The following is a 20966-nucleotide window of genomic DNA, read 5'->3' on the forward strand; positions in this document are numbered from 1 at the left end:
GACGGCACGGTACGCGGCGCAGCGGGGTGGGTGACCGTTTCGTGTCGATGAGCGCGAAGGGCAAAGCGGGCATCGGGAACTCATTGCCTAAGTACGGCAATTCACCCAATGTGGACTATTCGCTGAGGCTGTCCGCCAGCTCGCCGGCCAGCGAACGCGCCTTGTCCTGCAGTTCCTGGCTGTCCGGCAACATCGTCTTGTCCGTCGACCACTGGTCATAAGTGATCGTCACGATCACGTTCGACGTGCGAAAGACCACAGTTACGTCACGGTGCAGACCGGAGTCCGCCGTGACCAATTCGTCATCGAGGAACGCCGCGTCCCCGAGGCCGTCCAGCACGCGCGGCGCGGTCGACGCGCTGGGGTCCGCGCTGGGGTCGGAGGCTCCGGAAGGGGTGCCCGAGGCGTCCTTGCCGGCCTCGCCCGCCTTGCCATCCTTGGTGGCGTTATCTCCCTTGTCTCCCTTGTTGTCCTTGCTGGCTTTGTCGGTGGTGTCGGTGGTGTCGGCCTTGTTCGTCGTGCCGCCCGCCCCGGCCCCCTTCCCCTTCGCCGTGGAGGGGGAGGGGGAGGGTGTGGTCGGCGAGGCGGAGCCGGCGGCCGGGATCTTCGCGGCCAGCTCCTTGCTGTCGTAGATCCCCTGCGCCTTGTCGTCATCGCTGACGGCGGCGTCGTACGACACCACGCGCTGGATGTCGAGGCTCAGGTGGCGGGTGCCCTCGGTGGTCTCGCGGGTCCAGCGGCAGCCGACCCGGCGGTCCGTGTCGTAGGTGACGTCGGCCTGACCGCCGTAGACCTTCTCGGCCTCCGTGCTCGACAGGTGCTGGCCGTCGCCGGGGAGCATGCGCCGGAGGATGCCGCGGGACGGCAGGCCGCATGCCTCCGGCAGCGTCTGGTAGCGGCCCGGCTCGGCGGCCTGGCTCGCCGTGGAGGCGTCGCCGCCCTTGGCGTCGGCCCCGACGCCCTCGCTGCTGGAGCCGCCGGTGCAGCCCGTGAGACCGGCCGCCAGCGCCGCGGCGATCACCACTGCGGCACCGGGTACGAATGACTTCCGAGGCATCGCTCGCGGCTCCTTCCCCTGCGAAATGCGCTTGCCGCCGGGCGACGGCCGATGGACACAATGTCTACCGCACGTCTTGCCGCGCACGCCGGTCCGGCGTCCAAGATCGGATAACTTGTCCGTCTTTTGCGTTTTTCGGGTTTTCGGGGGAATGGGGAAGTTATGTCGTACGTTGAGGTGCCCGGTGCTCAGGTACCCATCCGTATGTGGACCGATCCGGCCACGGTCGAGGACGTCGCGATGCAGCAGCTGCGCAACGTCGCGACCCTGCCGTGGATCCAGGGCCTGGCCGTGATGCCCGACGTGCACTTCGGCAAGGGCGCCACGGTCGGCTCGGTGATCGCCATGCGCGGTGCGGTCTGCCCCGCGGCCGTCGGCGTCGACATCGGCTGCGGTATGAGCGCCGTGAAGACCTCCCTCACCGCCAACGACCTGCCCGGAGACCTCTCCCGCCTCCGCACGAAGATCGAGCAGGCGCTCCCCGTCGGCCGGGGGATGCACGACGATCCGGTCGACCCGGGCCGGCTGCACGGCGTTCCGACGGCGCACTGGGCGGACTTCTGGGCGCGCTTCGACGGGATCGCGGATGCGGTCAAGTTCCGTCATGAACGCGCGACCAAGCAGATGGGGACGCTCGGCGGCGGCAACCACTTCTGGGAGTTCTGCATCGACGACGAACAGTCGGTGTGGATCATGCTGCACTCCGGGTCGCGCAACATCGGCAAGGAACTCGCCGAGTACCACATGGGCGTGGCACAGAAGCTGCCGCAGAACCAGGGACTGGTCGACCGCGACCTCGCCGTCTTCCTCGCCGACACCCCGCAGATGGCGGCGTACCGCAACGACCTGTTCTGGGCGCAGGAGTACGCCAAGCACAACCGCGAGATCATGATGGCGCTGACGCAGGACGTGGTCCGCCGGGAGTTCAAGAAGGCGAGGGTGACCTTCGACGAGGTCATCTCCTGCCACCACAACTACGTGGCGGAGGAGACCTACGACGGTATGGACCTGCTGGTGACCCGTAAGGGCGCCATCCGGGCGGGCGGCGGCGAGTACGGCATCATCCCGGGCTCGATGGGCACCGGCTCGTACATCGTCAGGGGCCTGGGGAACGCCGCGTCCTTCAACTCGGCCTCGCACGGCGCCGGACGCAAGATGAGCCGGAACGCCGCGAAGAGGCGCTTCTCGACGCGGGACCTGGAGGAGCAGACGCGCGGTGTGGAGTGCCGTAAGGACTCCGGTGTGATCGACGAGATCCCGGGCGCCTACAAGCCGATCGAGAAGGTCATGGAGCAGCAGCGGGATCTGGTCGAGGTCGTCGCCCACCTCAAGCAGGTGGTGTGTGTGAAGGGCTGATCCGACCGGCCTCGGGGCGGTGTGGTGCATGGTGCGCCACACCGCCCTTGGCGTGTTCGCCCGGTGCCCGCGGGGTTGCTCAGCGGGGCGCTCAGAGGGTGCTCAGGGGGTGCTCAGTTTTGAGCAGGTGGGTTCTCCCGCGGGTGCTCAGTGGGTGCACAGGTGGGTTCTCCCGCGGGTGCTCCGGCGGAGCGGTGGCGGGTGCTCAAGCGGTGCGGTGCACCTTGGTGTTGGAGGCCTGGGCGCGGGGGCGGACCACCAGGAGGTCGATGTTGACGTGGGAGGGGCGGGTGATGGCCCAGGTGACGGTGTCGGCGACGTCCTCCGCGGTGAGCGGCTGGTCGACGCCTTCGTAGACCTTGGCGGCCTTGGCGGTGTCGCCCCGGAAGCGGGTGGTGGCGAACTCCTCGGTCTTGACCATGCCGGGGGCGACCTCGATGACGCGCACCGGCTCGCCGCACAGTTCGAGGCGCAGCGTCTCGGCGAGGACGTGGGCGCCGTGCTTGGCGGCGACATATCCGCCGCCGCCTTCGTAGGTGGCGTGGCCGGCGGTGGAGGAGAGGACGACGACGGTGCCGTCGCCGGAGGCGGTCAGGGCGGGCAGCAGCGCCTGCGTCATGTGGAGCACGCCGAGGACGTTGACCTCGTACATCGTGCGCCAGTCGGCGGGGTCGCCGGTGGCGACCGGTTCGGCGCCCAGGGCACCGCCGGCGATGTTGACCAGGACGTCGACGGAGGGGAAGCGGTCGAGGCCGGTGGCGAAGGCGTCGACGGCGGCGCGGTCGGTGACGTCGAGGGCATGGGCCTCGGCGTGCGGCAGTTCGGCGGCGAGTGCCTCGATCCGGTCCTTGCGGCGGGCGGTGAGGATGACACGGAAGCCGGCGGCGGCCAGTGCGCGGGCGGTGGCGGCGCCGATGCCGCTGCTGGCTCCGGTGACGACGGCGGTACGGGCCTCGGCGGTCATGGCGCTCTCCTCGGGGTGGGGCCCGGTGCGTGGGGCGGGGGCCGTGCTCGGGGTGGATGACGGGAGGTGCTGCGCGGTCAGGATATGCGGCGGGTGATCAGCGGCCCCGCGGGGCATACATGATCACTGCCATGCCGGCGAGGCAGATCAGTGCGCCGATGACGTCCCAGCGGTCGGGGCGGTAGCCGTCCGCGACCATGCCCCAGGCCAGCGACCCGGCGACGAAGACGCCGCCGTACGCGGCGAGGATCCGGCCGAATTCCGCGTCGGGTTGGAGGGTGGCGACGAAGCCGTAGACGCCGAGGGCGAGTACTCCGGAGCCGATCCAGATCCACCCCTTGTGTTCGCGGATGCCTTGCCAGACCAGCCAGGCGCCACCGATCTCGAAGAGGGCGGCGACGACGAACAGGGCGGCGGAGCGGGCGATGAGCATGGGGAAAGGGTAGGGAGACGGGGGTGGGAGGTCGGGCCGAGGCGGGTTGGTGCGGTGCGAGCTGGGTCGGAGTGCGTTGGTGTGGGGCGGGGCGGGGCGGAGTGGTTGGTCCGGGGTGGTCGGTCGGAGTGGGACGGGGCGCGGCGCGGCCTGTGCGGGCCCGGGTGTCAGTGGGCTGTGAGAGCTTCGAGAACATGCTGATCGAACGGGCTTACGTGGATCTTCCCCAGGGGGCGGGGGCGGTCGAGGACGGCTGGCCCTGGACGGTGCCCTGCGTGCGCCAGCTGGCCGAGGAGGGGCTGGCGTTCCGGGCCCCGGTGACGTTCCTGGTGGGGGAGAACGGTTCGGGAAAGTCGACGCTGGCCGAGGCGCTCGCGGAGGGGTTCGGGCTGGACTCGTACGGCGGGTCGGCGGGCTACAAGTACGCGAGCTCCCGGGAGGCGTCGCTGCTGGGCGGCCTGATCCGGTTCGACCCGACGCGCGAGGGGCGGGCGATGGTGCGGGGCCCGCGGACCCGCCGGCGGGGGTTCTTCCTCCGGGCCGAGACGGCGCTGGAGGCACTCAGCGGCGAGCGGATGTCGCAGCGGATCTCCCGGCATCCGGACGAGATGAGCCATGGGGAGGGCTTTCTGTTGGCCTTCCGGGAGCGGTTCTCCCAGCGGGGGCTGTATGTGCTGGACGAGCCGGAGGCGGCACTGTCGTTCTCCTCGTGTCTTGAACTGGTCGGGCTGATGGACGAGTTGGCCGGTAGCGGCGCGCAGGTCATCTGCGCCACGCACTCCCCGCTGCTGACGGCCCTGCCCGGTGCGGAGATCGTCGAGTTCGGTGAGCACGGGATGCGGTCCGTGGAGTGGGTCGAGCTGGGGCTTGTCGACCACTGGCGGCGCTACCTCAGCGACCCGCGGGCGTATCTGCGCCACGTGCTGGCGCCGGGATGACGGCGCCGGTGCCGACGGTGGCCGTGTCGGCGTCGACGGTGGCCGTGGCCGTGGCGACGTCGGTGGTGGCCGTGGCGGTGCCGGCGGCCGTGGCGGCGCCGGTGGAGGTCGTCAGACCGGCATCGGGGCCGGAACCGGTCCAGTGCCGGAGCGCAGTGCGCAGAGCGGCGGTGCGCTCCTCGGGAGCGGTGGCGTCCGTCGCCCAGGCGACATAGCCGTCGGGCCGTATCAGGACGGCGGTGCGTCGGTCGCTGCGCCAGGCGGCGTGGAGGGTGCGGGCGCCGGAGCGGCGGGGCGGGGCGTCGGGCCGGGCCGGCGGCTGGGCGAGGCCGGCTTCGTCGGCAGGGGTGATGAGGACGAACGTGCCGTGGCGGAGGAGTTCGTAGAGGCGGCTGCCGTCGGCCAGGCGGACGTCGGGGGCGCGGTGGCCGACGAGGCGGTGGGCGCCGGGACCGGCCGGATAGGCGATGCCGATACCGGAGATCGTGCGGATCGCCCGCCGGCCCACCGGCCTTACCCGGCCTACGAGTTGGGCGGCGAGGGCGCGGGCGGCGCGACCCGGTGCGCGGTGCAGCAGGGCGATGCGGAGGATGGCGCCGCTGCTGCGCAGCACGCTCCTGCCGACCGGGTGCCGTTCGGTCTGATAGCTGTCCAGCAGGGTTTCGGGGGCGTGCCCCTGGAGGACGGCGGCCAGCTTCCAGCCGAGGTTGGCGGCGTCCTGGAGACCGGTGTTCATGCCCTGGCCGCCCGCGGGGGAGTGGACGTGGGCGGCGTCACCGGCGAGGAAGACCCGGCCGACGCGGTAGGCGGGGGCCTGCCGCTCGTCGCTGTGGAACCGTGAGATCCAGCGGGCGTCGTGCATGCCGTAGTCGCTGCCCAGCGCGAGCCGGGCCACCTCGCGGACCTCGGCGAACTCGACGGGTGTGGAGTCGTCGGCCTGGCGGTGGCGGTTCCAGCCGATGACGCGGTACCAGCCGTCGCCGAACGAACCGATCAGGGCGAACGCGTCACCGTCGGCGTTGAAGGTGAACGGGGAGGCGGGCTCCTGGGCCAGCCGGACATCGGCGAGGACCAGGGAGCGGATCACGGACTTGCCGGGGAACGGCAGCCCGACGGCCCGACGGATCGTGCTGCGCACGCCGTCGCTGCCCACGAGGTAGGCGGCGCGGACCCGGGCGGTGCCGTCGGCGGTGCGCAGGCGCACCGTCACACCGTCCGCGTCCTGGTCGAGGCCGAGCACCTCGGAGCCGTAGCGGAAGGTCACACCGGCCTCGCGGGCCCGGCGCTCCAGCACCCGCTCGACCTCGAACTGGGGCGTGATCAGCACGAACGGGAAGCGGGAGGGCAGCTGGGTCGCGTCGAGGGAGGCGGCGCCGAAGAGTCGCAGGCGGGGGATCGGGTGGCCGCCGGCGACCAGCTCGTCGGCGAGGCCCCGGGCGTCGAGCTGCTCCAGGGTCCGGGCGTGGACGGCCAGGGCACGGGTGAGGTTGCTGGTCGTCTCGGCGCGGCGTTCCAGCAGGGTGACGGCGAGGCCGGCCCGGGCGAGGTCCCCGGCCAGGAGGAGGCCGGTGGGGCCGGCGCCGACGACGAGGACGTCCGCTTCGCGGGGTTCGTGGGCGGTGGTGGGCTCGGCGCGGCGTGCGCCGTCGTCGGGTGTGCGGTACGTGGCATCCATGGCTGCTGCCTCCTGTGGCTGTGCCTGCGCCTCGGTCTGCGCCAATGCCAACGCGTGTTGGTCAACATGCGTTGGTCAACGCTTGTTGGCAAGCGTAGGGCGCCGCGCGCTGACATGTCAACAGTCGTTGGCCTACAGTCGTTGGCATGGCACAGCACGCACCCCTCGCCGACGCCGGTGTCGCACCGGAACCGCCCGCCGACCCCGCCGGTGACACCCCCACCACCGACGCCGCCCCCAGCGCCGACGCCGCCCCCAGCGCCGCCGCCACCGCCCCCAGCGCCGCCGGCGGCGACACGCGCCCCCGCTCCGCCGCCACCCGGGCCGCGATCCTGGCCGCCGCCCGCGACCGCTTCGCCGCCGACGGCTACGAACGCGCCACCATCCGCGCCATCGCCAGGGAAGCGGGCATCGACCCGTCGATGGTGATGCGCTACTACGGCAACAAGGCGGGCCTCTTCGCCGCCGCCTCCGAGATCGAGGTGCACGCCCCCGACCTCACCCACGTCCCCCACGACGAGCTCGGCGCCCGGTTCGTACGCCACTTCCTGGAGCGCTGGGAGAGCGACGAGACGCTGACCGGCATGATGCGCGTCGGCGTCACGAACGAGGCGGGCGCGGAGCGGATGCGCGGTGTGTTCGCCGAGCAGATCGGCCCGGTCCTCTCCGCGGTCTGCCCCGTACCGGAGGAGGCCGCGATCCGCTCCGGGCTGATCGCCTCCCAAATACTCGGCATGGCCCTGTGCCGTTATGTCCTGCACATCCCGCCGGCCGTCGCCCTCAGCCGCGACGAGATCATCGCCTGGCTGGCCCCCACCATCCAGCGCTACCTGACGGCCGAACTGCCCTGAGGCCGGCCGGTGTCGGGCGCGGGCCGCGCCCGACGTGCTGGCGCGTGCCGGCGGCGGTGGCGTGCCGACGGGCCCTCAGGCGGGCGGTCCCGGCGGTGCCGGCGGTCCGGGCGGTGCCGGCACCCGCCCCGCCCCGCCACCATCGAAGCCGTATCCGGTGATCCAGAAGGCCAGGTTGATCCCTTGAGCCTCGCCCACACGGCAGATGAATTCGGTTGCGGCGGGACCGGCGGGCTCGGTCGAGTACTTCCATGGACGAGGCGACGGAGCAGGCGCAACGGGAGACGTCGAGAAGAGACCGTGCAGTCACGCCGCGACCGGCACCATGGCGCAGGTCGGCGGTGCTCGTGGCTCTGATGCTGGCCGCCTTCACCTTCAACACTGCGGAGAACCTGCCGATCGGCCTGCTGGAACTCATCTCCGAGAGCCTGCGCGTGTCAGTGTCAGCGGTCGGTCTCCTGGTCACCGGTTACGGCGTGACGGTGGCCGTCGCGTCTGTGCCGCTCGCCCACGTCATGCGAGCCGTGCCCCGACGGCATGTGCTCACGGGACTACTGGCCTCACTGGTCGTGTCCAGTCTGGTTGCGGCGCTGGCGACCTCCTACTGGCTGCTCCTCGTCGCGCGGCTGCTGACCGCGCTCGCCCAGGCACTGTTCTGGGCCGTGATGGGGCCGGTTGCGGTGGGCCTGTTCGCGCCCGGGGTCCGTGGACGTGTGGTCGGGGCGCTGTCCGTGGCCGGTTCACTCGCCCTCGTGCTCGGGGTTCCCGCCGGGACCTGGCTGGGCCGGCAGAACGGCTGGCCGGTGCCCGTCGCCATGCCGGCGGTTCTCGGGCTCGTCTCTCTGGTGACGATCGCCGTTCTGCTGCCGACCACGCGTCCGGAAGAAGAGGCCGCCGCCTACGGAACCACTCCCGACGCCCGCCGGTTCGGGATCGTGCTGGCGGCCGGGACCCTGTCCGCCACCGGGGCGTTCGCGGGATACACCTACATCGTGAAGTTTCTGGGCGAGGTGAGTGGGTTCCCTCCGAGCACGGTCAGCGCCCTGCTCGTGGCTTTCGGCGTGGCGTGTCTGGCCGGGGTGAGCATCACCGGTGCGTTGCTGGACCGCTTTCCGCAGGCCGCGCTGACCAGTGCCGTGGCCACGCAGGCGGTGGGCATGCTCGGCCTGTACGCGGCCGGCGCCGATCCGGTGGCGGCGGTGGTGTTCCTGGTGCTGATGGGCGGGGCGCTGGGGCCGGTGTTCATGGCCACCCAGAACGCGATGCTGCACTGCGCACCGGGCCGTACGGATATCGCACTCGCGGCGAACTCCGGTTCCTACAACGCCGGTATCGCGGTCGGCGCCGCGCTCGGGGGACTGGTCCTGCCGCTCGCCGACGTGCGCGGCACCTTCCTCGCCGGCGGACTGCTGACCGTCGGGGCCTCCGTGGTGCTCCTCAGCGGGCGGCCGCGTCATGGACCGGGGCCAGGATGCGGTGGACGGTGAACGACGCGTCCTTTCCGGAACCCGCGGTGCTGGCCTTCAGCTGCCAGGAGTGGACGTGCCTCACGTCACTGACAGCCGTAACGGGCAGCCGCTCCTGCTCCGGCGGCAGCGCGCTCTCCCGGTCGAGCCGGCGCACCAGCCCGTCGACGGCGTCCCAGACGGCTGACGGGTCGTCGGCCGAGGGTTCAGACATGGCCCGATTGCGCCCGCCGACGTGCCGCCCCGGTGCCTAGGGTGGATCACCACCGACACGACCACCGACACGACCGACACCACGCCGGCTCCACCGAGAGCGGCGGACGAGTGGGAGGGGTACCCCACCGATGGACGAGCACCCCCGCGCCCCGCTCCCCGAGGCGCTGATCGAGCTCTACGGGCTGGTGCCGCTGCCCCGGGAGGGCGGACGGTTCCGACAGACCTGGGCGGGTCCGCGGCGCCCCGACGGGCGGCCCGAGGGGACGGCGATCGTGATGCTGCTGACCGCCGAGCCGGGCGACTTCTCCGCCCTGCACCGGCTGCCGACCGACGAGATCTGGCACTTCTACACGGGCGACCCGCTCAACCTGTTCCTCCTCCCCGAGGGCGGCCCCGCCCGCACGGTCGTGCTCGGCCCGGACGTCCTGGGCGGGCAACAGGTCCAGTACGCGGTACCCGCCGGGACGTGGATGGCCGCCGAGGTCGCCGACGGCGGTGCCTGGACGCTCTTCGGCTGCACGATGGCTCCCGGATTCACCTACGAGGACTACGAGCACGGGGACGCCGCCGAACTGGCCGCGCGCTTCCCCGGGGAGGCAGCGCGGATCGCCGCGCTGAGCCGGTCATGACAGGGGTGCGAACCCCTCGTGAGCCCAACGCCGGGGACGGGGCGGATGCTTTCGGGGCGGAGGGCCGACCGACACGATCCGGTCAGCCCGGTCAGCCCGGTCAGCCCGGTCAGCCCGGTCAGCCCGGTCAGCCCGGTCAGCCCGGTCAGCCCGGTCAGCCCGGTCAGCCCGGCCAAGCCAGCCAAGCCAGCCAACCCGATCAACCCGATCAAACTGGTGAACCCGGCCGGATCCGCCAACCCGGGCCGGCCGAGCTGCCCGATCTCAGTGGACAGGTCGTGCTCGTCACCGGGGCCGCCGGTGGCATCGGCAGCGGGATCGCGCTGCGGTTCGCGGCTGCCGGGGCGGCCGTCGTGGTGCACCACCGTACGGGCGCCGAGGCGGCACGGGCGCTGGTGGCGCGGATCGAGCAGGGCGGCGGGCAGGCGCGGGCGCTCTCCGCGGACCTGGCCGTCGAGGCGGAGTGCCACCGGCTGGTGGCCGAGGCGGCCGACTGGCGCGGCCGGCTGACCGCCCTGGTGAACAACGCGGGGGTGCAGCCGACGCAGGAGCTGGCGACCATGTCGCTCGCCGACTGGCGGGCGGTGGCGGACGTGAACGTGCACTCGGTGTTCGCCTGCACCCAGGCCGCGGCGGCCGTGATGCGGGAGGGCGGCGGCGGCTCGGTGACGCACATCGCCTCGATCGAGGCGGACCGGCCGGCGCCGCAGCACGCCCACTACTGCGCGTCCAAGGCGGCCGTGGTGATGCATGCGCGGGCGGCGGCGCTGGAGTACGGGCCGTACGGGATCCGCGTCAACAGCGTCTCGCCGGGGCTGATCGCGCGCCCGGGCCTGGCCGAGGACTGGCCGGAGGGGGTGCGGCGCTGGCGGGCGGCGGTGCCGACCGGGCGGCTGGGGCGGCCGGAGGACGTGGGCGACGCCTGTGTGTTCCTCGCCTCACCGATGGCGTCCTGGATCAGCGGGCACGACCTCGTCGTGGACGGCGGGGTGTCGGCCCGGCCCACCTGGTGAGCGGTCCGGCGGCCACCCGGGCGGGTAGCCCCGCGGCTCACCCCGGGGCTACCCCGGAGGCTGCCTCGGCGGGCGGCCCGGCGGGGGCACCGGGGCGCCCGCGGCCGGTTCGCGCCCGCCGAACCGTTCCCTCTCGGACCGCTGCCGCTGAACCGTTACGGCCACACCAGGCAGTACGCCTGGTGCCCCGCCTCGTGCAGCCGGTGGCTGAAGTCCTGCCACTCGTGCAGCAGCTGGTAGACGGTGAAGGCGTCGCGCGGGCCGCCCCGGTCGGGGACGGTGGACCAGATGAAGGCGGCCGCGCCGACCGACTCCTCGCCGACCCCGCGCAGCGGGTCGACCACGGTCATGGGCAGCTTGACGACGGCGTAGTCGGGGTGCAGGACGACGAGTTCGAGGGGCGGAACCTTGTGGAGCGGTATGCCCTCTATACCGGTGAGGACCATGGCGGCCATCGTCTCCGGCTTGATCTTGGTGAACATGCCGCCCATGCCGAGCTCGTCACCGCCGAGTTCCTCCGGGCGCATGGAGATCGGGACACGGGCCGCGGTCGCACCGTTCGGCGCGCCGAAGTACTTGTACGTCACCCCCATGCCCCGGCCTCTGATTTCTCCACCCTTGATGTTCTCGGTGTTCGCGCGGTCGTCGCGGCCCTCACGGTCCTCGCGCCGGTGACGGCCGCGCTGGGCGCGCCCGGAACCCCGGTCATCGGTTCCCTCGCCCAGTTCGCCACCGCGATGCATATCTCCACCCGACCACTCGCAGCCCCAGCCGCGCAACCCGATCATCGTCTCAGAGACCTCCCCCGTCGCCGGCGCATGAAACGCCCGGCCGCACGCCCCCGTGCGCCTCTGAGACCATTGCTTGCGTGACTTACTCGTACGTCGCCCCAGTTTCGCAGACGACTGGGGGCTGACGCCCGGTCGGAAGCGAGAGGAATCAAAAAAGGATCGAGCGGGAACCGCGCGGCACCCTAGGAGGTCCAAGCGGGGATTCCCGCACGTTGTCAGCCGGGCCGTGTCCGTGCGCCGCCGCCCACCCCGTTTATGCAGGTCAGGATCACAGTGTCTTTTCCTTTTGAAGCCCCTGTTTCGCAGTCGCTGTTCGAGCGTGCGTCCGTGGTGACGCCGGGCGGCGTCAACTCTCCGGTGCGGGCGTTCCGGGCCGTGGGCGGTACGCCCCGGTTCATGGTGTCCGGTACCGGTCCGTACCTCACCGATGCCGACGGCCGTGAGTACGTCGACCTCGTGTGCTCGTGGGGGCCGATGATCCTCGGTCACGCGCACCCCGAGGTGATCGCCGCGGTCCAGGAGGCGGTCGCCCGCGGTACGTCGTTCGGCACGCCCGGCGCGGGCGAGGTCGAGCTGGCCGAGGAGATCGTGGCCCGGATCGAGCCGGTCGAGCAGGTGCGTCTGGTGTCGTCCGGCACCGAGGCGACGATGTCCGCGATCCGGCTGGCGCGCGGCTTCACCGGCCGGCCGAAGGTGGTCAAGTTCGCGGGCTGCTACCACGGGCACGTGGATGCGCTGCTGGCCGCGGCCGGCTCGGGCGTGGCGACGTTCGGCCTGCCCGACACGCCGGGGGTGACCGGCGCGCAGGCCGGCGACACCATCGTGCTGCCCTACAACGACCTGGAGGCGGTGCGGGCCGCGTTCGCCGCGCACCCCGGCGAGATCGCCTGTGTGATCACCGAGGCGTCGCCCGGCAACATGGGCGTGGTGCCGCCGCTGCCCGGCTTCAACCAGGGGCTGAAGGACCTGTGCGCCGCCAACGGCGCGCTGTACATCTCCGACGAGGTGATGACCGGCTTCCGCGTCAGCAAGTCCGGTTGGTACGGAATCGATGGTGTTCGCCCGGATCTGATGACCTTTGGGAAGGTGATGGGCGGCGGCTTCCCGGCCGCGGCCTTCGGCGGCCGCGCCGACGTCATGGCGCAGCTGGCCCCGGCCGGCCCGGTCTACCAGGCGGGCACCCTGTCCGGGAACCCGATCGCCACCGCGGCCGGCGTCGCCCAGCTGCGGCTGCTGGACGACGCCGCGTACCAGACGGTCGACGCGGTCTCCGCCGAGCTGCGGGGGCTGGTCACCGCGGCGCTGGCGAAGGAGGGCGTGGCGCACCGCCTCCAGGTGGCGGGCAACATGTTCTCGGTCTTCTTCAGCGGTGCGGAGGTCACGAACTACGACCAGGCCAAGGCGCAGGAGTCCTTCCGCTTCACCGCCTTCTTCCACTCGATGCTGGCGCAGGGCGTCTACCTCCCGCCGTCCGCCTTCGAGTCGTGGTTCGTCTCGACCGCGCACGACGCACAGGCCGTCGAGCGGATCGCGGCCGCCCTGCCGGCCGCCGCCCGGGCCGCCGCCGAAGCGACGGAATGATGGGTGACATGAGCAGCGAAGAGATCACCGTTGTCCACCTGATGCGGCACGGCGAGGTGCACAACCCCGAGGGCGTGCTGTACGGGCGCCGGCCGGGCTACCACCTCTCCGACCTCGGGCGGAAGATGGCCGACCGGGTCGCCGAGCACCTCGCGCAGCGCGACATCACCCATGTCGTCGCCTCGCCGCTGGAGCGTGCGCAGGAGACCGCGGCGCCGATCGCGGGTGTGCACGGCCTGGAGCTGGCCACCGACGAGCGGCTGATCGAGGCGGCCAACGTCTTCGAGGGGAAGACCTTCGGGGTCGGTGACGGTGCGCTGAAGAAGCCGGGGAACTGGAAGTACCTGACGAATCCGTTCCGGCCGTCGTGGGGCGAGCCGTACATCGAGCAGGTCGTGCGGATGATGGCGGCGCTCGGCGCGGCGCGGGACGCGGCCCGGGGGCACGAGGCGGTGGCGGTCAGCCATCAGCTGCCGATCTGGATCGTCCGCAGCTTCGCGGAGCGGCGGCGGCTGTGGCACGACCCGCGGAGGCGGCAGTGCACGCTGGCGTCGCTGACGTCGTTCACGTTCCACGGCGACAAGATCATTTCGGTGGGGTACAGCGAGCCGGCGCGCGACCTGGTTCCCTCCCACCTGCTGGCCGGCGCCAAACCCGTCAAGGGAAAGGCCAAGGCTTTCGGGGCCTGATGCTGCGTCATATGGCGGAGCGGTAAAGGCGAGCAAAATGAAATATCTGAGCGATTAACCCGGACCCCCTCCTCGCTCAACATGCCCCCTACTCGGTTGTCCGTTTATATGGATATCGAGTTCGGTGAGCATGGATGGGGACGAGGGTATGCGGACGATCAGTCGGCGAAACCTGCTGACCATGGGAGTTGGGGCAGCCGCGGCGATAGGTATCGCCGGCTGCTCGCCGTCGGACTCGGACGCGGGGGCGGACCGGCAGAAGGCAAAGAACGCCGTCCAGGCTCGCCCCAAGCTCATCGGTGACGGATCGACCGCGAATTACGGCGCGCAGCCGTACCAGCCGAAAGCACCCGAACGGATGGAGCCCGGACAGACCCCTCCGCAGTTCGTGGTCTTCTCCTGGGACGGCGCGGGAGAGGTCGGAAACGGCCTCTTCCCGCGCTTTCTCAAGCTCGCCAAGGACCACGGCGCGGCCATGACCTTCTTCCTCTCCGGCCTCTATCTCCTGCCCGAATCCCAAAGGCACCTCTACGAACCGCCGAACAACCCGCGCGGCGCCTCCGCCATCGGCTACCTCAACGACGACCACATCCAGGAGACCCTGAAGTACGTCCGCCAGGCCTGGCTGGACGGCCACGAGGTCGGCACCCACTTCAACGGCCACTTCTGCGGCAGCGCCGACACCTCGGTCAGGTACTGGTCGCCCGAGGAGTGGCGGTCCGAGATCGAGCAGGCGATGGACTTCGTCACCAAGTGGCGGACCAACACCGGTTTCGCCGATCTTGAACCGCTGCCCTTCGACTACCGACAGGAATTGGTCGGCGGCCGCACGCCATGCCTGCTCGGCCAGGAGAACCTGCTGCCCATCGCCAACGAACTCGGTTGGCGCTATGACGCCAGCTCGCCCGGCGGACTCCAGATGTGGCCCAAGAAAAAGATGGGCCTCTGGGACTACCCGCTCCAGCAGGTGCCGTTCCCCGGGCACTCTTTCGAGGTGCTCTCGATGGACTACAACATGCTCGCCAATCAGTCCAGGAACTCCACCAATGCCCCGCCGGCCTACTACCCCGGCTGGCGCCAGCAGGCCACCGACGCCTATATCTCCGGATTCCGCCGCGCCTACGAGACCAATCGCGCGCCGTTCTTCATCGGCAACCACTTCGAGCAGTGGAACGGCGGTATCTATATGGACGCCGTCGAGGATGCCCTCAAGCACATTGCCAACGAGCAGAACCAGGACGTCCATCTGGTGTCCTTCCGCCAGCTCACCGACTGGATGGACGCCCAGGACCCCGAGGTGCTGCGCCTGCTCCAGGAGGTCCCCGTCGGCAAGCGCCCCAGGGTCGGCTGGAAGGACTACCTCACAGCGGCCTGACGTGCCCCTTCCACACCCGGGCCGAGCCACCCAGGGGGGTGCGGAAGATCCGGAAAAGGCCCATGCGAAACTTTTCACATGAGTGCTGACCGCGCCCCCCGGCGCCGCACGCGCCGCCGCCTGGCTCTGCTCGCCGCAGCGGCCGCGGCCGCCTCGCTGACGCTGAGCGCCTGCGGCGACGGCGTCTCCGGCGGCTCGGCCCAGACCCGGTTCGTCCCGGGCAAGAACGGCGTCGACACCGTCAAGCAGGGCGACCGGCAGCCGGCGCCCGACCTCTCCGGCGAGACCACCACCGGCAAGCAGCTGGACGTCGCCGACTACAAGGGCAAGGTCGTCATCCTCAATGTCTGGGGATCCTGGTGCGGCCCCTGCATCGCCGAGGCGCCGAACTTCGTCAAGGTCGCCAAGGAGACCAGCGGCAAGGGCGTCCAGTTCGTCGGCATCAACACCCGCGACTCCGAGAAGTCGCAGGCCACCAGCTTCGAGGAAGAGCACAAGGTGCCCTACCCGAGCCTGTTCGACCCCACCGGCCGGCTGATGCTGCGCTTCCCCAAGGGCAGCCTCAACCCGCAGTCCATCCCCTCCACGATCGCCATCGACCGGCACGGCAAGATCGCCGCACGCTCGATCGGCCCGCTCACCGAGGACGATCTGCGCAGCATGGTCAACAAGCTGATCGCCGAGAAGTGACCGCCGCGGCCATGGACCTCGTACTGCTCGCCGCGGCCCCCCGCAACGAGACCATCCTGAACGGCGCCCTGCTCGCCGCCGTGCCCGTCGCCCTGTTCGGCGGGCTGGTCTCGTTCTTCTCCCCCTGCGTCCTGCCGCTCGTCCCCGGCTACATGTCGTACGTGACCGGCGTCACCGGCACCGACCTCGCCGAGGCCCGCCGCGGCCGGATGCTGGCCGGCGCCACCCTCTTCGTCCTCGGCTTCACCGCCGTCTTCGTCTCCGGCGGCGCCCTCTTCGGGTACTTCGGAGACACCCTCCAGGACTACCGGGGCACCGTCTCGCGCGTGCTCGGCGTGCTGATGATCCTGCTCGGGCTCGCCTTCGCCGGTGTCCTCAAGCGCTTCGGGCAGCGCGAGCTGCGGTTCCACAAGAAGCCTGCCATGGGGCTCGCCGGCGCGCCGGTCATCGGCATGCTCTTCGGCGTCGGCTGGACGCCCTGCCTGGGCCCCACCCTCACCGCCGTGAACACACTGGCCCTCAACCAGGCCAGCGCCACCCGCGGCGCCGTGCTCACCGTCGCCTACTGTCTGGGCTTGGGCCTGCCGTTCATCGCCGTCGCCCTCGCCTTCCGCCGGGTGCTCGGGGCGTTCGGCTGGGTCAAGCGGCACTACGTGTGGGTCATGCGGGCCGGCGGCGGCATGATGGTCGCGCTCGGCCTCCTCCTCGTCACCGGCGTCTGGGACATGCTGATGTCCGAACTACAGAGCTGGACGCAAAGCATCACCGTTGGGATCTGATTGATGTCCACCACGACCGACACCCCCCGCGACCCGGAATCCGGCGGCACCGCCCCGGCCGACGCGGGCAGCGATCTCGGCGCGGCCGGATCCCAGCTCTCCACCGCGCCCAAGGAAGACGTCACCCTCCCCTCGCTCGGCCCCCTCGGCTGGGCCCGCTGGTTCTGGCGGCAACTGACCTCCATGCGGGTCGCGCTGCTGCTGCTCTTCCTCCTGTCGATCGGCGCCATCCCCGGCTCGCTGATCCCCCAGACCAGCATCGACCCGGTCAAGGTCGACCAGTTCAAGACCGACCACGCGACCCTCGGCGCGCTCTACGACAAGCTGGGGATGTTCCACGTCTACAGCTCGGTGTGGTTCTCGGCGATCTACCTGCTGCTGTTCATCTCCCTGATCGGCTGCATCGTGCCGCGCAGCTGGCAGTTCGTCGGACAGCTCCGCGGCCGCCCGCCGGCCGCCCCGCGCCGGCTGACCCGACTGCCCGCCTACACCACCTGGCGCACCGACGCCGACCCCGACGAGGTCCTGGCCGCCGCCGAGCGGATGCTGAAGAAGCGCCGCTTCCGCGCCCACCAGGCCGGCACCGCGATCTCCGCCGAGAAGGGCTACCTGCGCGAGGTCGGCAACCTGGTCTTCCACGTCGCGCTGATCGTGATGCTGGTGGCGTTCGCCGTCGGCAGCCTGTGGAAGTCCGAAGGCGGCAAGCTGGTCACCGAAGGCGACGGCTTCGCCAACAGCATCACCCAGTACGACGACTTCAAGTCCGGTGCCTTCTTCGACACCGACAACCTGGAGCCGTTCGGCTTCACCCTGAACAAGTTCGTCGCCACCTACGAGCGCTCCGGCCCCCAGAAGGGCACCCCGCGCATCTTCCGCGCCGACATCTCGTACTTCGCCGGCGCGGACGGCGCGGAGCACAAGACCAGCATCGAGGTGAACACCCCGCTCGACATCGCCGGCTCGAAGGTCTACCTCCTCTCGCACGGCTACTCGCCGGAAGTCACCGTCAAGGACGGCCGCGGCAAGGTCGTCTACCAGGGTGCCGTCCCCTTCCTCCCGCAGGACCCCAAGAACTTCACCTCGACCGGCGTGGTCAAGGTGCCCGGCGCCAGGACCAAGGACGGCAGGCGCAACCAGCTCGGCTTCCAGGGCTTCTTCGTGCCCACCTTCGGCGGCAAGGGCTCCGGCACGATGTTCTCCCAGTTCCCCGCCCTGGATAACCCCCGCCTGGTGCTGACCGCCTACCACGGCGACCTCGGCGTCGACTCCGGACTGCCGCAGAACGTCTACCAGCTCCAGATGAAGGGCCTGACGCAGTACAAGGTCGACGGCCGGGCCGTCGCCCAGATGATGAAGCCCGGCGAAACCATGAAGCTGCCCGGCGGCGACGGCAGCATCACCTTCAACGGCGTCAAGACCTGGGCCAGCTTCAAGATCGCCCACCAGCCGGGCAACGGCCTCGCGCTGACCGGCGCGGCCTGTGCCCTGCTGGGCCTGGCCGGCTCCCTGTTCATCCAGCGGCGCCGGGTCTGGGTGCGTGCCGAACGGGTCGAGGAGGACGGCGTCGCCGTCACCGTCGTCGAGATGGCCGGACTCGGCCGCAACGAGTCCACCAAGCTCCCCGAGGAGCTCGCCGACCTCGCACTGGCCCTGGAACCCGACGCGCCGATCGCCCCGCCCGCCGCAGCCGGCGCCGACCCCGAACCCTCCCCAGACCCCGCGGAGCCCACTGACTCTGACGGTCCTGCTGACCCCTCCGAAGGAGCGCGCGCGTGAACATCGCGGCCGCAGCCAACGAGACACTGGCGCACAACAGCAACCTGCTGGTCTATTCGGCGATGGCGGTCTACACCCTCGCCTTCATCGCCCACATGGCCGAGTGGGTGTTCGGCAGCCGCAGCAAGGTCGGCCGCACCGCCGCCGCCCTCACGTCGACGGCCGCGCCGGCCTCCGCGACGATCACCGTCCAGACGTCGCAGCAGGGCGGGGGCACCGCCGTACTGGAGCGCCCCAAGGTCATCACCAAATCCGCCTCCGGCAGCCGCGACGTCCCCGACGGCCCCGGCGCCGCCGGCGGCACGGAGAAGGGCGACCTCTACGGCCGGATCGCCATCTCGCTCACCGTCCTCGCCTGGGCGCTCCACGTCGGCGGCGTCGTCACCCGCGCCCTGTCCGTACAGCGTGCCCCCTGGGGCAACATGTACGAGTTCTCCACCACCTTCGCGGCCGTCGCGGTCGGCATCTACCTGCTGCTGCTCACGCTCAAGAAGAACGTCCGCTGGATCGGCCTCCCCCTGGTCACCACCGTCCTGCTCGACCTGGGCCTCGCCGTCAGCGTCCTCTACACCGCCAGCGACCAGCTCGTCCCGGCCCTGCACTCCTACTGGCTGTGGATCCACGTCAGCTGCGCCATCATCTCCGGCGCCGTCCTCTACCTCGGCGCCGTCGCCACCCTGCTGTTCCTCTTCCGCGACCGCTACGAGGCCAAGCTCGCCGACCCCACCGGCAAGCAGCCCGGCGCCTTCGCCAGCTCCGTCCTGGAACGGCTGCCCTCCGCCGCCTCCCTGGACAAGTTCGCCTACCGGATCAACGCCACCGTCTTCCCGCTGTGGACGTTCACCATCATCGCCGGCGCCATCTGGGCCGAGGCCGCCTGGGGCCGCTACTGGGGCTGGGACCCCAAGGAGGTCTGGAGCTTCATCACCTGGGTCGCCTACGCCTGCTACCTGCACGCCCGCTCGACCGCCGGCTGGAAGGGCCGCAAGGCCGCCTGGCTCGGCCTGATCGCCTTCGCCTGCTACCTCTTCAACTACTACGGCGTGAACATCTTCGTGACCGGCCTGCACTCCTACGCCGGAGTCTGACCCACCGGTCGGCCCACCACCCCGCGGTGCCGTACGGGAGCCCTGCCACTCGGCAGCCCGTACGGCACCGTCGTCTCCGCGGCCCCACGGGCCCACGGCTTCACAGCCTCACGGCCAGGGGCCCTACCGCCCGGGGCCCCTCAGCGCCGCTTGCGCCGCCCCCGCTCCTGCCGCGGCGGATACTGCCCGCCACCCGGCAGCGTCGGCTTGGGCAGATGCGCCACCTCCCACTGCGCCTCGACCAGCTGCTCGGCGGTGTCGTCCGGGAGCCGCGGCGGGCGGTGCGCCGCATGCCGGAACCCGAACGCCGACGTCAGATCGCCGAACGTCTCCCGCCGCCAGTCGCTGATATTGGGCTCCTCGACCCCCGTCCAGCGCTCCAGGAACTGGAGTACCGACGTGTGGTCGAAGGCGTCACCGGCCGCCCAGCCGCCCACCGTCCACGGCGAGACGATCAGGCACGGCACCCGGAAACCACCGCCGATCGGCAGCCCCCGCACGAACTCGTCCTTCGTACCCGGCGGCGGCACCGGCGGCGGCACATGATCGAAGAGTCCGTCGTTCTCGTCGTAGTTCAGGATGAAGACCGTCTTGGCCCACACCTTCCGGTTGGACGCGATCGCCTCGATCTTCTGCGCCACGTAGTCCGCGCCGGCAGCCGGCAGGTAGTCCGGATGCTCGGACTGATGGCTGGTCGGGATCAGCCAGGACACCGCCGGCAGCCGGTCGTTGCGGGCGTCGTCCTCGAAGGTGCCGGCCGGCTGCGGCCGCATCCCCCGCTCGTACAGCGGTTCACCCGGCTGTGAGTCCCGGAACGTCTGGAACTGCTCCAACAGGTTGCAGCCGTAGTCGTCCTCCTCCTGGTACACCTTCCAGCTGATGCCGGCCGCCTCCAGCCGCTCCGCGTACGTCGTCCAGCGGTACGGCTTGGGCGCGGTGTTGTTCAGCACCGGGCCGCCCCGCGCGCCGCCCGGATCGAGGGTGCCGGTCATCCAGTAGAGCCGGTTGGGCCAGGTCGGCCCGAAGACCGAACAGAAGTAGTTGTCACAGAGCGTGAACGCCTCGGCGAGGGCGAACTGGAACGGGATGTCCTCCCGCGTGTGATAGCCCATCACATACGGGCCGTTCACCCCGTCCGCCTTGCGGTGCGCCGGCAGCCAGCGGTCCATCGTGCCGCCGTTCCACGCCTCGTGCTGCACCGACCAGGCATGGCTGGTGGACGGGATGGCCTGCGCGCTGGAGGTGTGGGTGTTCAGCCGGAACGGCAGCAGGTAGCCGTCCGGGTTCTCCGCGTCCGGCTGGTGGAAGACGGACCGGCCGTCCGGCAGCGTCAGCGCGTCCGGATCCGCGAAGCCACGGACACCGCGCAGGGTGCCGAAGTAGTGGTCGAACGAACGGTTCTCCTGCATGAGCATGACGACGTGCTCGACGTCGTCCAGTGAACCGTGCCGTGCGGGGCCGGCGGCGACGGCCTTCTGCACGCTGGGCGGCAACAGCGACAGCGCCGCCGCGCCGCCGACCGCGCCGGCCGCGGAGCCGAGGAGTCTGCGTCGGGTCATGTCGGGCATATGTGCCACTCTCCCTGAGTCGCGTGAGCCC

Annotated in this window: 20 protein-coding genes; 13 read left to right on the forward strand and 7 right to left on the reverse strand. The window is 71.0% G+C overall.

The window, feature by feature from the left end:
• Positions 1-115 precede the first annotated feature (115 nt).
• Entirely contained in the window at positions 116-1057 is a 942-nt protein-coding gene (locus AB0C96_RS07020) for a hypothetical protein (protein ID WP_362914514.1), read from the reverse strand.
• 162 nt (positions 1058-1219) lie between these two features.
• Here AB0C96_RS07020 and AB0C96_RS07025 point away from each other — a divergent pair, with 162 nt between their 5' ends.
• Positions 1220-2413 (forward strand): RtcB family protein, encoded by a 1194-nt coding sequence (locus tag AB0C96_RS07025; RefSeq protein ID WP_362914516.1) that lies wholly within the window; start codon positions 1220-1222, stop codon positions 2411-2413.
• Between the two features lie 205 nt (positions 2414-2618).
• Here AB0C96_RS07025 and AB0C96_RS07030 read toward each other — a convergent pair whose 3' ends face one another.
• Together AB0C96_RS07030 and AB0C96_RS07035 are read right to left on the reverse strand one after the other, a co-directional pair.
• Positions 2619-3377 (reverse strand): SDR family oxidoreductase, encoded by a 759-nt coding sequence (locus tag AB0C96_RS07030; RefSeq protein WP_362914518.1) that lies wholly within the window; start codon positions 3375-3377, stop codon positions 2619-2621.
• A 97-nt stretch (positions 3378-3474) separates the two neighbouring features.
• On the reverse strand, positions 3475-3810 hold the full coding sequence (locus AB0C96_RS07035) for a YnfA family protein (RefSeq protein ID WP_362914520.1): 336 nt from the start codon (positions 3808-3810) through the stop codon (positions 3475-3477).
• Between the two features lie 194 nt (positions 3811-4004).
• Between AB0C96_RS07035 and AB0C96_RS07040 the strand changes: the two genes are divergently transcribed.
• Positions 4005-4748 carry an AAA family ATPase gene (locus AB0C96_RS07040; RefSeq protein ID WP_362914522.1) on the forward strand — a complete coding sequence of 248 codons (744 nt, stop codon included), beginning with the start codon at positions 4005-4007 and terminating at the stop codon, positions 4746-4748.
• On the opposite strand, the gene AB0C96_RS07045 is transcribed toward AB0C96_RS07040, so the two are convergent.
• Positions 4702-6423, reverse strand: coding sequence for an FAD-dependent oxidoreductase (locus AB0C96_RS07045; protein ID WP_362914524.1), 1722 nt, complete (start codon positions 6421-6423; stop codon positions 4702-4704). The genes AB0C96_RS07040 and AB0C96_RS07045 overlap by 47 nt on opposite strands.
• 146 nt (positions 6424-6569) lie before the next feature.
• Between AB0C96_RS07045 and AB0C96_RS07050 the strand changes: the two genes are divergently transcribed.
• Both AB0C96_RS07050 and AB0C96_RS07055 read left to right on the forward strand, forming a co-directional pair.
• Positions 6570-7274: a TetR family transcriptional regulator gene (locus AB0C96_RS07050; protein WP_362914526.1), complete on the forward strand. Its 705-nt coding sequence runs from the start codon at positions 6570-6572 to the stop codon at positions 7272-7274.
• A gap of 356 nt (positions 7275-7630) precedes the next feature.
• Positions 7631-8761, forward strand: a complete 1131-nt coding sequence (locus tag AB0C96_RS07055; protein WP_362914828.1) for an MFS transporter — start codon at positions 7631-7633, stop codon at positions 8759-8761.
• On the opposite strand, the gene AB0C96_RS07060 is transcribed toward AB0C96_RS07055, so the two are convergent.
• Positions 8712-8954: a hypothetical protein gene (locus AB0C96_RS07060; RefSeq protein ID WP_362914528.1), complete on the reverse strand. Its 243-nt coding sequence runs from the start codon at positions 8952-8954 to the stop codon at positions 8712-8714. The two genes, AB0C96_RS07055 and AB0C96_RS07060, sit on opposite strands and share 50 nt — an antisense overlap.
• Positions 8955-9084: 130 nt before the next feature.
• On the opposite strand from AB0C96_RS07060, the gene AB0C96_RS07065 reads away from it, so the two are divergent.
• Together AB0C96_RS07065 and AB0C96_RS07070 are read left to right on the forward strand one after the other, a co-directional pair.
• Complete coding sequence (locus AB0C96_RS07065; protein WP_362914530.1) at positions 9085-9585, forward strand: cupin domain-containing protein; 501 nt, start codon at positions 9085-9087, stop codon at positions 9583-9585.
• A 230-nt stretch (positions 9586-9815) separates the two neighbouring features.
• On the forward strand, positions 9816-10598 hold the full coding sequence (locus AB0C96_RS07070) for an SDR family oxidoreductase (RefSeq protein WP_362914830.1): 783 nt from the start codon (positions 9816-9818) through the stop codon (positions 10596-10598).
• A 155-nt stretch (positions 10599-10753) separates the two neighbouring features.
• Here the strand turns inward: AB0C96_RS07070 and AB0C96_RS07075 are convergent, their stop codons facing one another.
• The gene (locus AB0C96_RS07075; protein ID WP_003980983.1) at positions 10754-11191 is read right to left on the reverse strand and encodes a hypothetical protein; all 438 of its coding nucleotides are present in this window, start codon (positions 11189-11191) and stop codon (positions 10754-10756) included.
• Positions 11192-11644: 453 nt separating this feature from the next.
• On the opposite strand from AB0C96_RS07075, the gene hemL reads away from it, so the two are divergent.
• The 7 genes from hemL to ccsB all read left to right on the forward strand — a co-directional run bounded on the left by hemL (position 11645) and on the right by ccsB (position 19367).
• Positions 11645-12970: a glutamate-1-semialdehyde 2,1-aminomutase gene (gene hemL, locus AB0C96_RS07080; protein ID WP_362914532.1), complete on the forward strand. Its 1326-nt coding sequence runs from the start codon at positions 11645-11647 to the stop codon at positions 12968-12970.
• Positions 12971-12978: 8 nt separating this feature from the next.
• On the forward strand, positions 12979-13659 hold the full coding sequence (locus AB0C96_RS07085; RefSeq protein ID WP_362914534.1) for a histidine phosphatase family protein: 681 nt from the start codon (positions 12979-12981) through the stop codon (positions 13657-13659).
• A gap of 148 nt (positions 13660-13807) precedes the next feature.
• On the forward strand, positions 13808-15034 hold the full coding sequence (locus AB0C96_RS07090) for a hypothetical protein (RefSeq protein WP_362914536.1): 1227 nt from the start codon (positions 13808-13810) through the stop codon (positions 15032-15034).
• A 78-nt stretch (positions 15035-15112) separates the two neighbouring features.
• Complete coding sequence (locus tag AB0C96_RS07095) at positions 15113-15724, forward strand: TlpA disulfide reductase family protein (RefSeq protein WP_362914538.1); 612 nt, start codon at positions 15113-15115, stop codon at positions 15722-15724.
• 11 nt (positions 15725-15735) lie between these two features.
• Positions 15736-16503 (forward strand): cytochrome c biogenesis protein CcdA, encoded by a 768-nt coding sequence (locus AB0C96_RS07100; RefSeq protein ID WP_362914832.1) that lies wholly within the window; start codon positions 15736-15738, stop codon positions 16501-16503.
• A 3-nt stretch (positions 16504-16506) separates the two neighbouring features.
• The gene (locus tag AB0C96_RS07105; RefSeq protein WP_362914540.1) at positions 16507-18279 is read left to right on the forward strand and encodes a cytochrome c biogenesis protein ResB; all 1773 of its coding nucleotides are present in this window, start codon (positions 16507-16509) and stop codon (positions 18277-18279) included.
• Positions 18276-19367 (forward strand): c-type cytochrome biogenesis protein CcsB, encoded by a 1092-nt coding sequence (ccsB, locus tag AB0C96_RS07110; RefSeq protein ID WP_362914542.1) that lies wholly within the window; start codon positions 18276-18278, stop codon positions 19365-19367. The genes AB0C96_RS07105 and ccsB overlap by 4 nt, the downstream gene beginning before the upstream one ends.
• Positions 19368-19507: 140 nt before the next feature.
• Here ccsB and AB0C96_RS07115 read toward each other — a convergent pair whose 3' ends face one another.
• Positions 19508-20935: an alkaline phosphatase family protein gene (locus AB0C96_RS07115; protein WP_362914544.1), complete on the reverse strand. Its 1428-nt coding sequence runs from the start codon at positions 20933-20935 to the stop codon at positions 19508-19510.
• Positions 20936-20966 lie beyond the last annotated feature (31 nt).

The sequence above is a fragment of the Streptomyces sp. NPDC048506 genome, assembly GCF_040651315.1.
Lineage (GTDB): Bacteria > Actinomycetota > Actinomycetes > Streptomycetales > Streptomycetaceae > Streptomyces.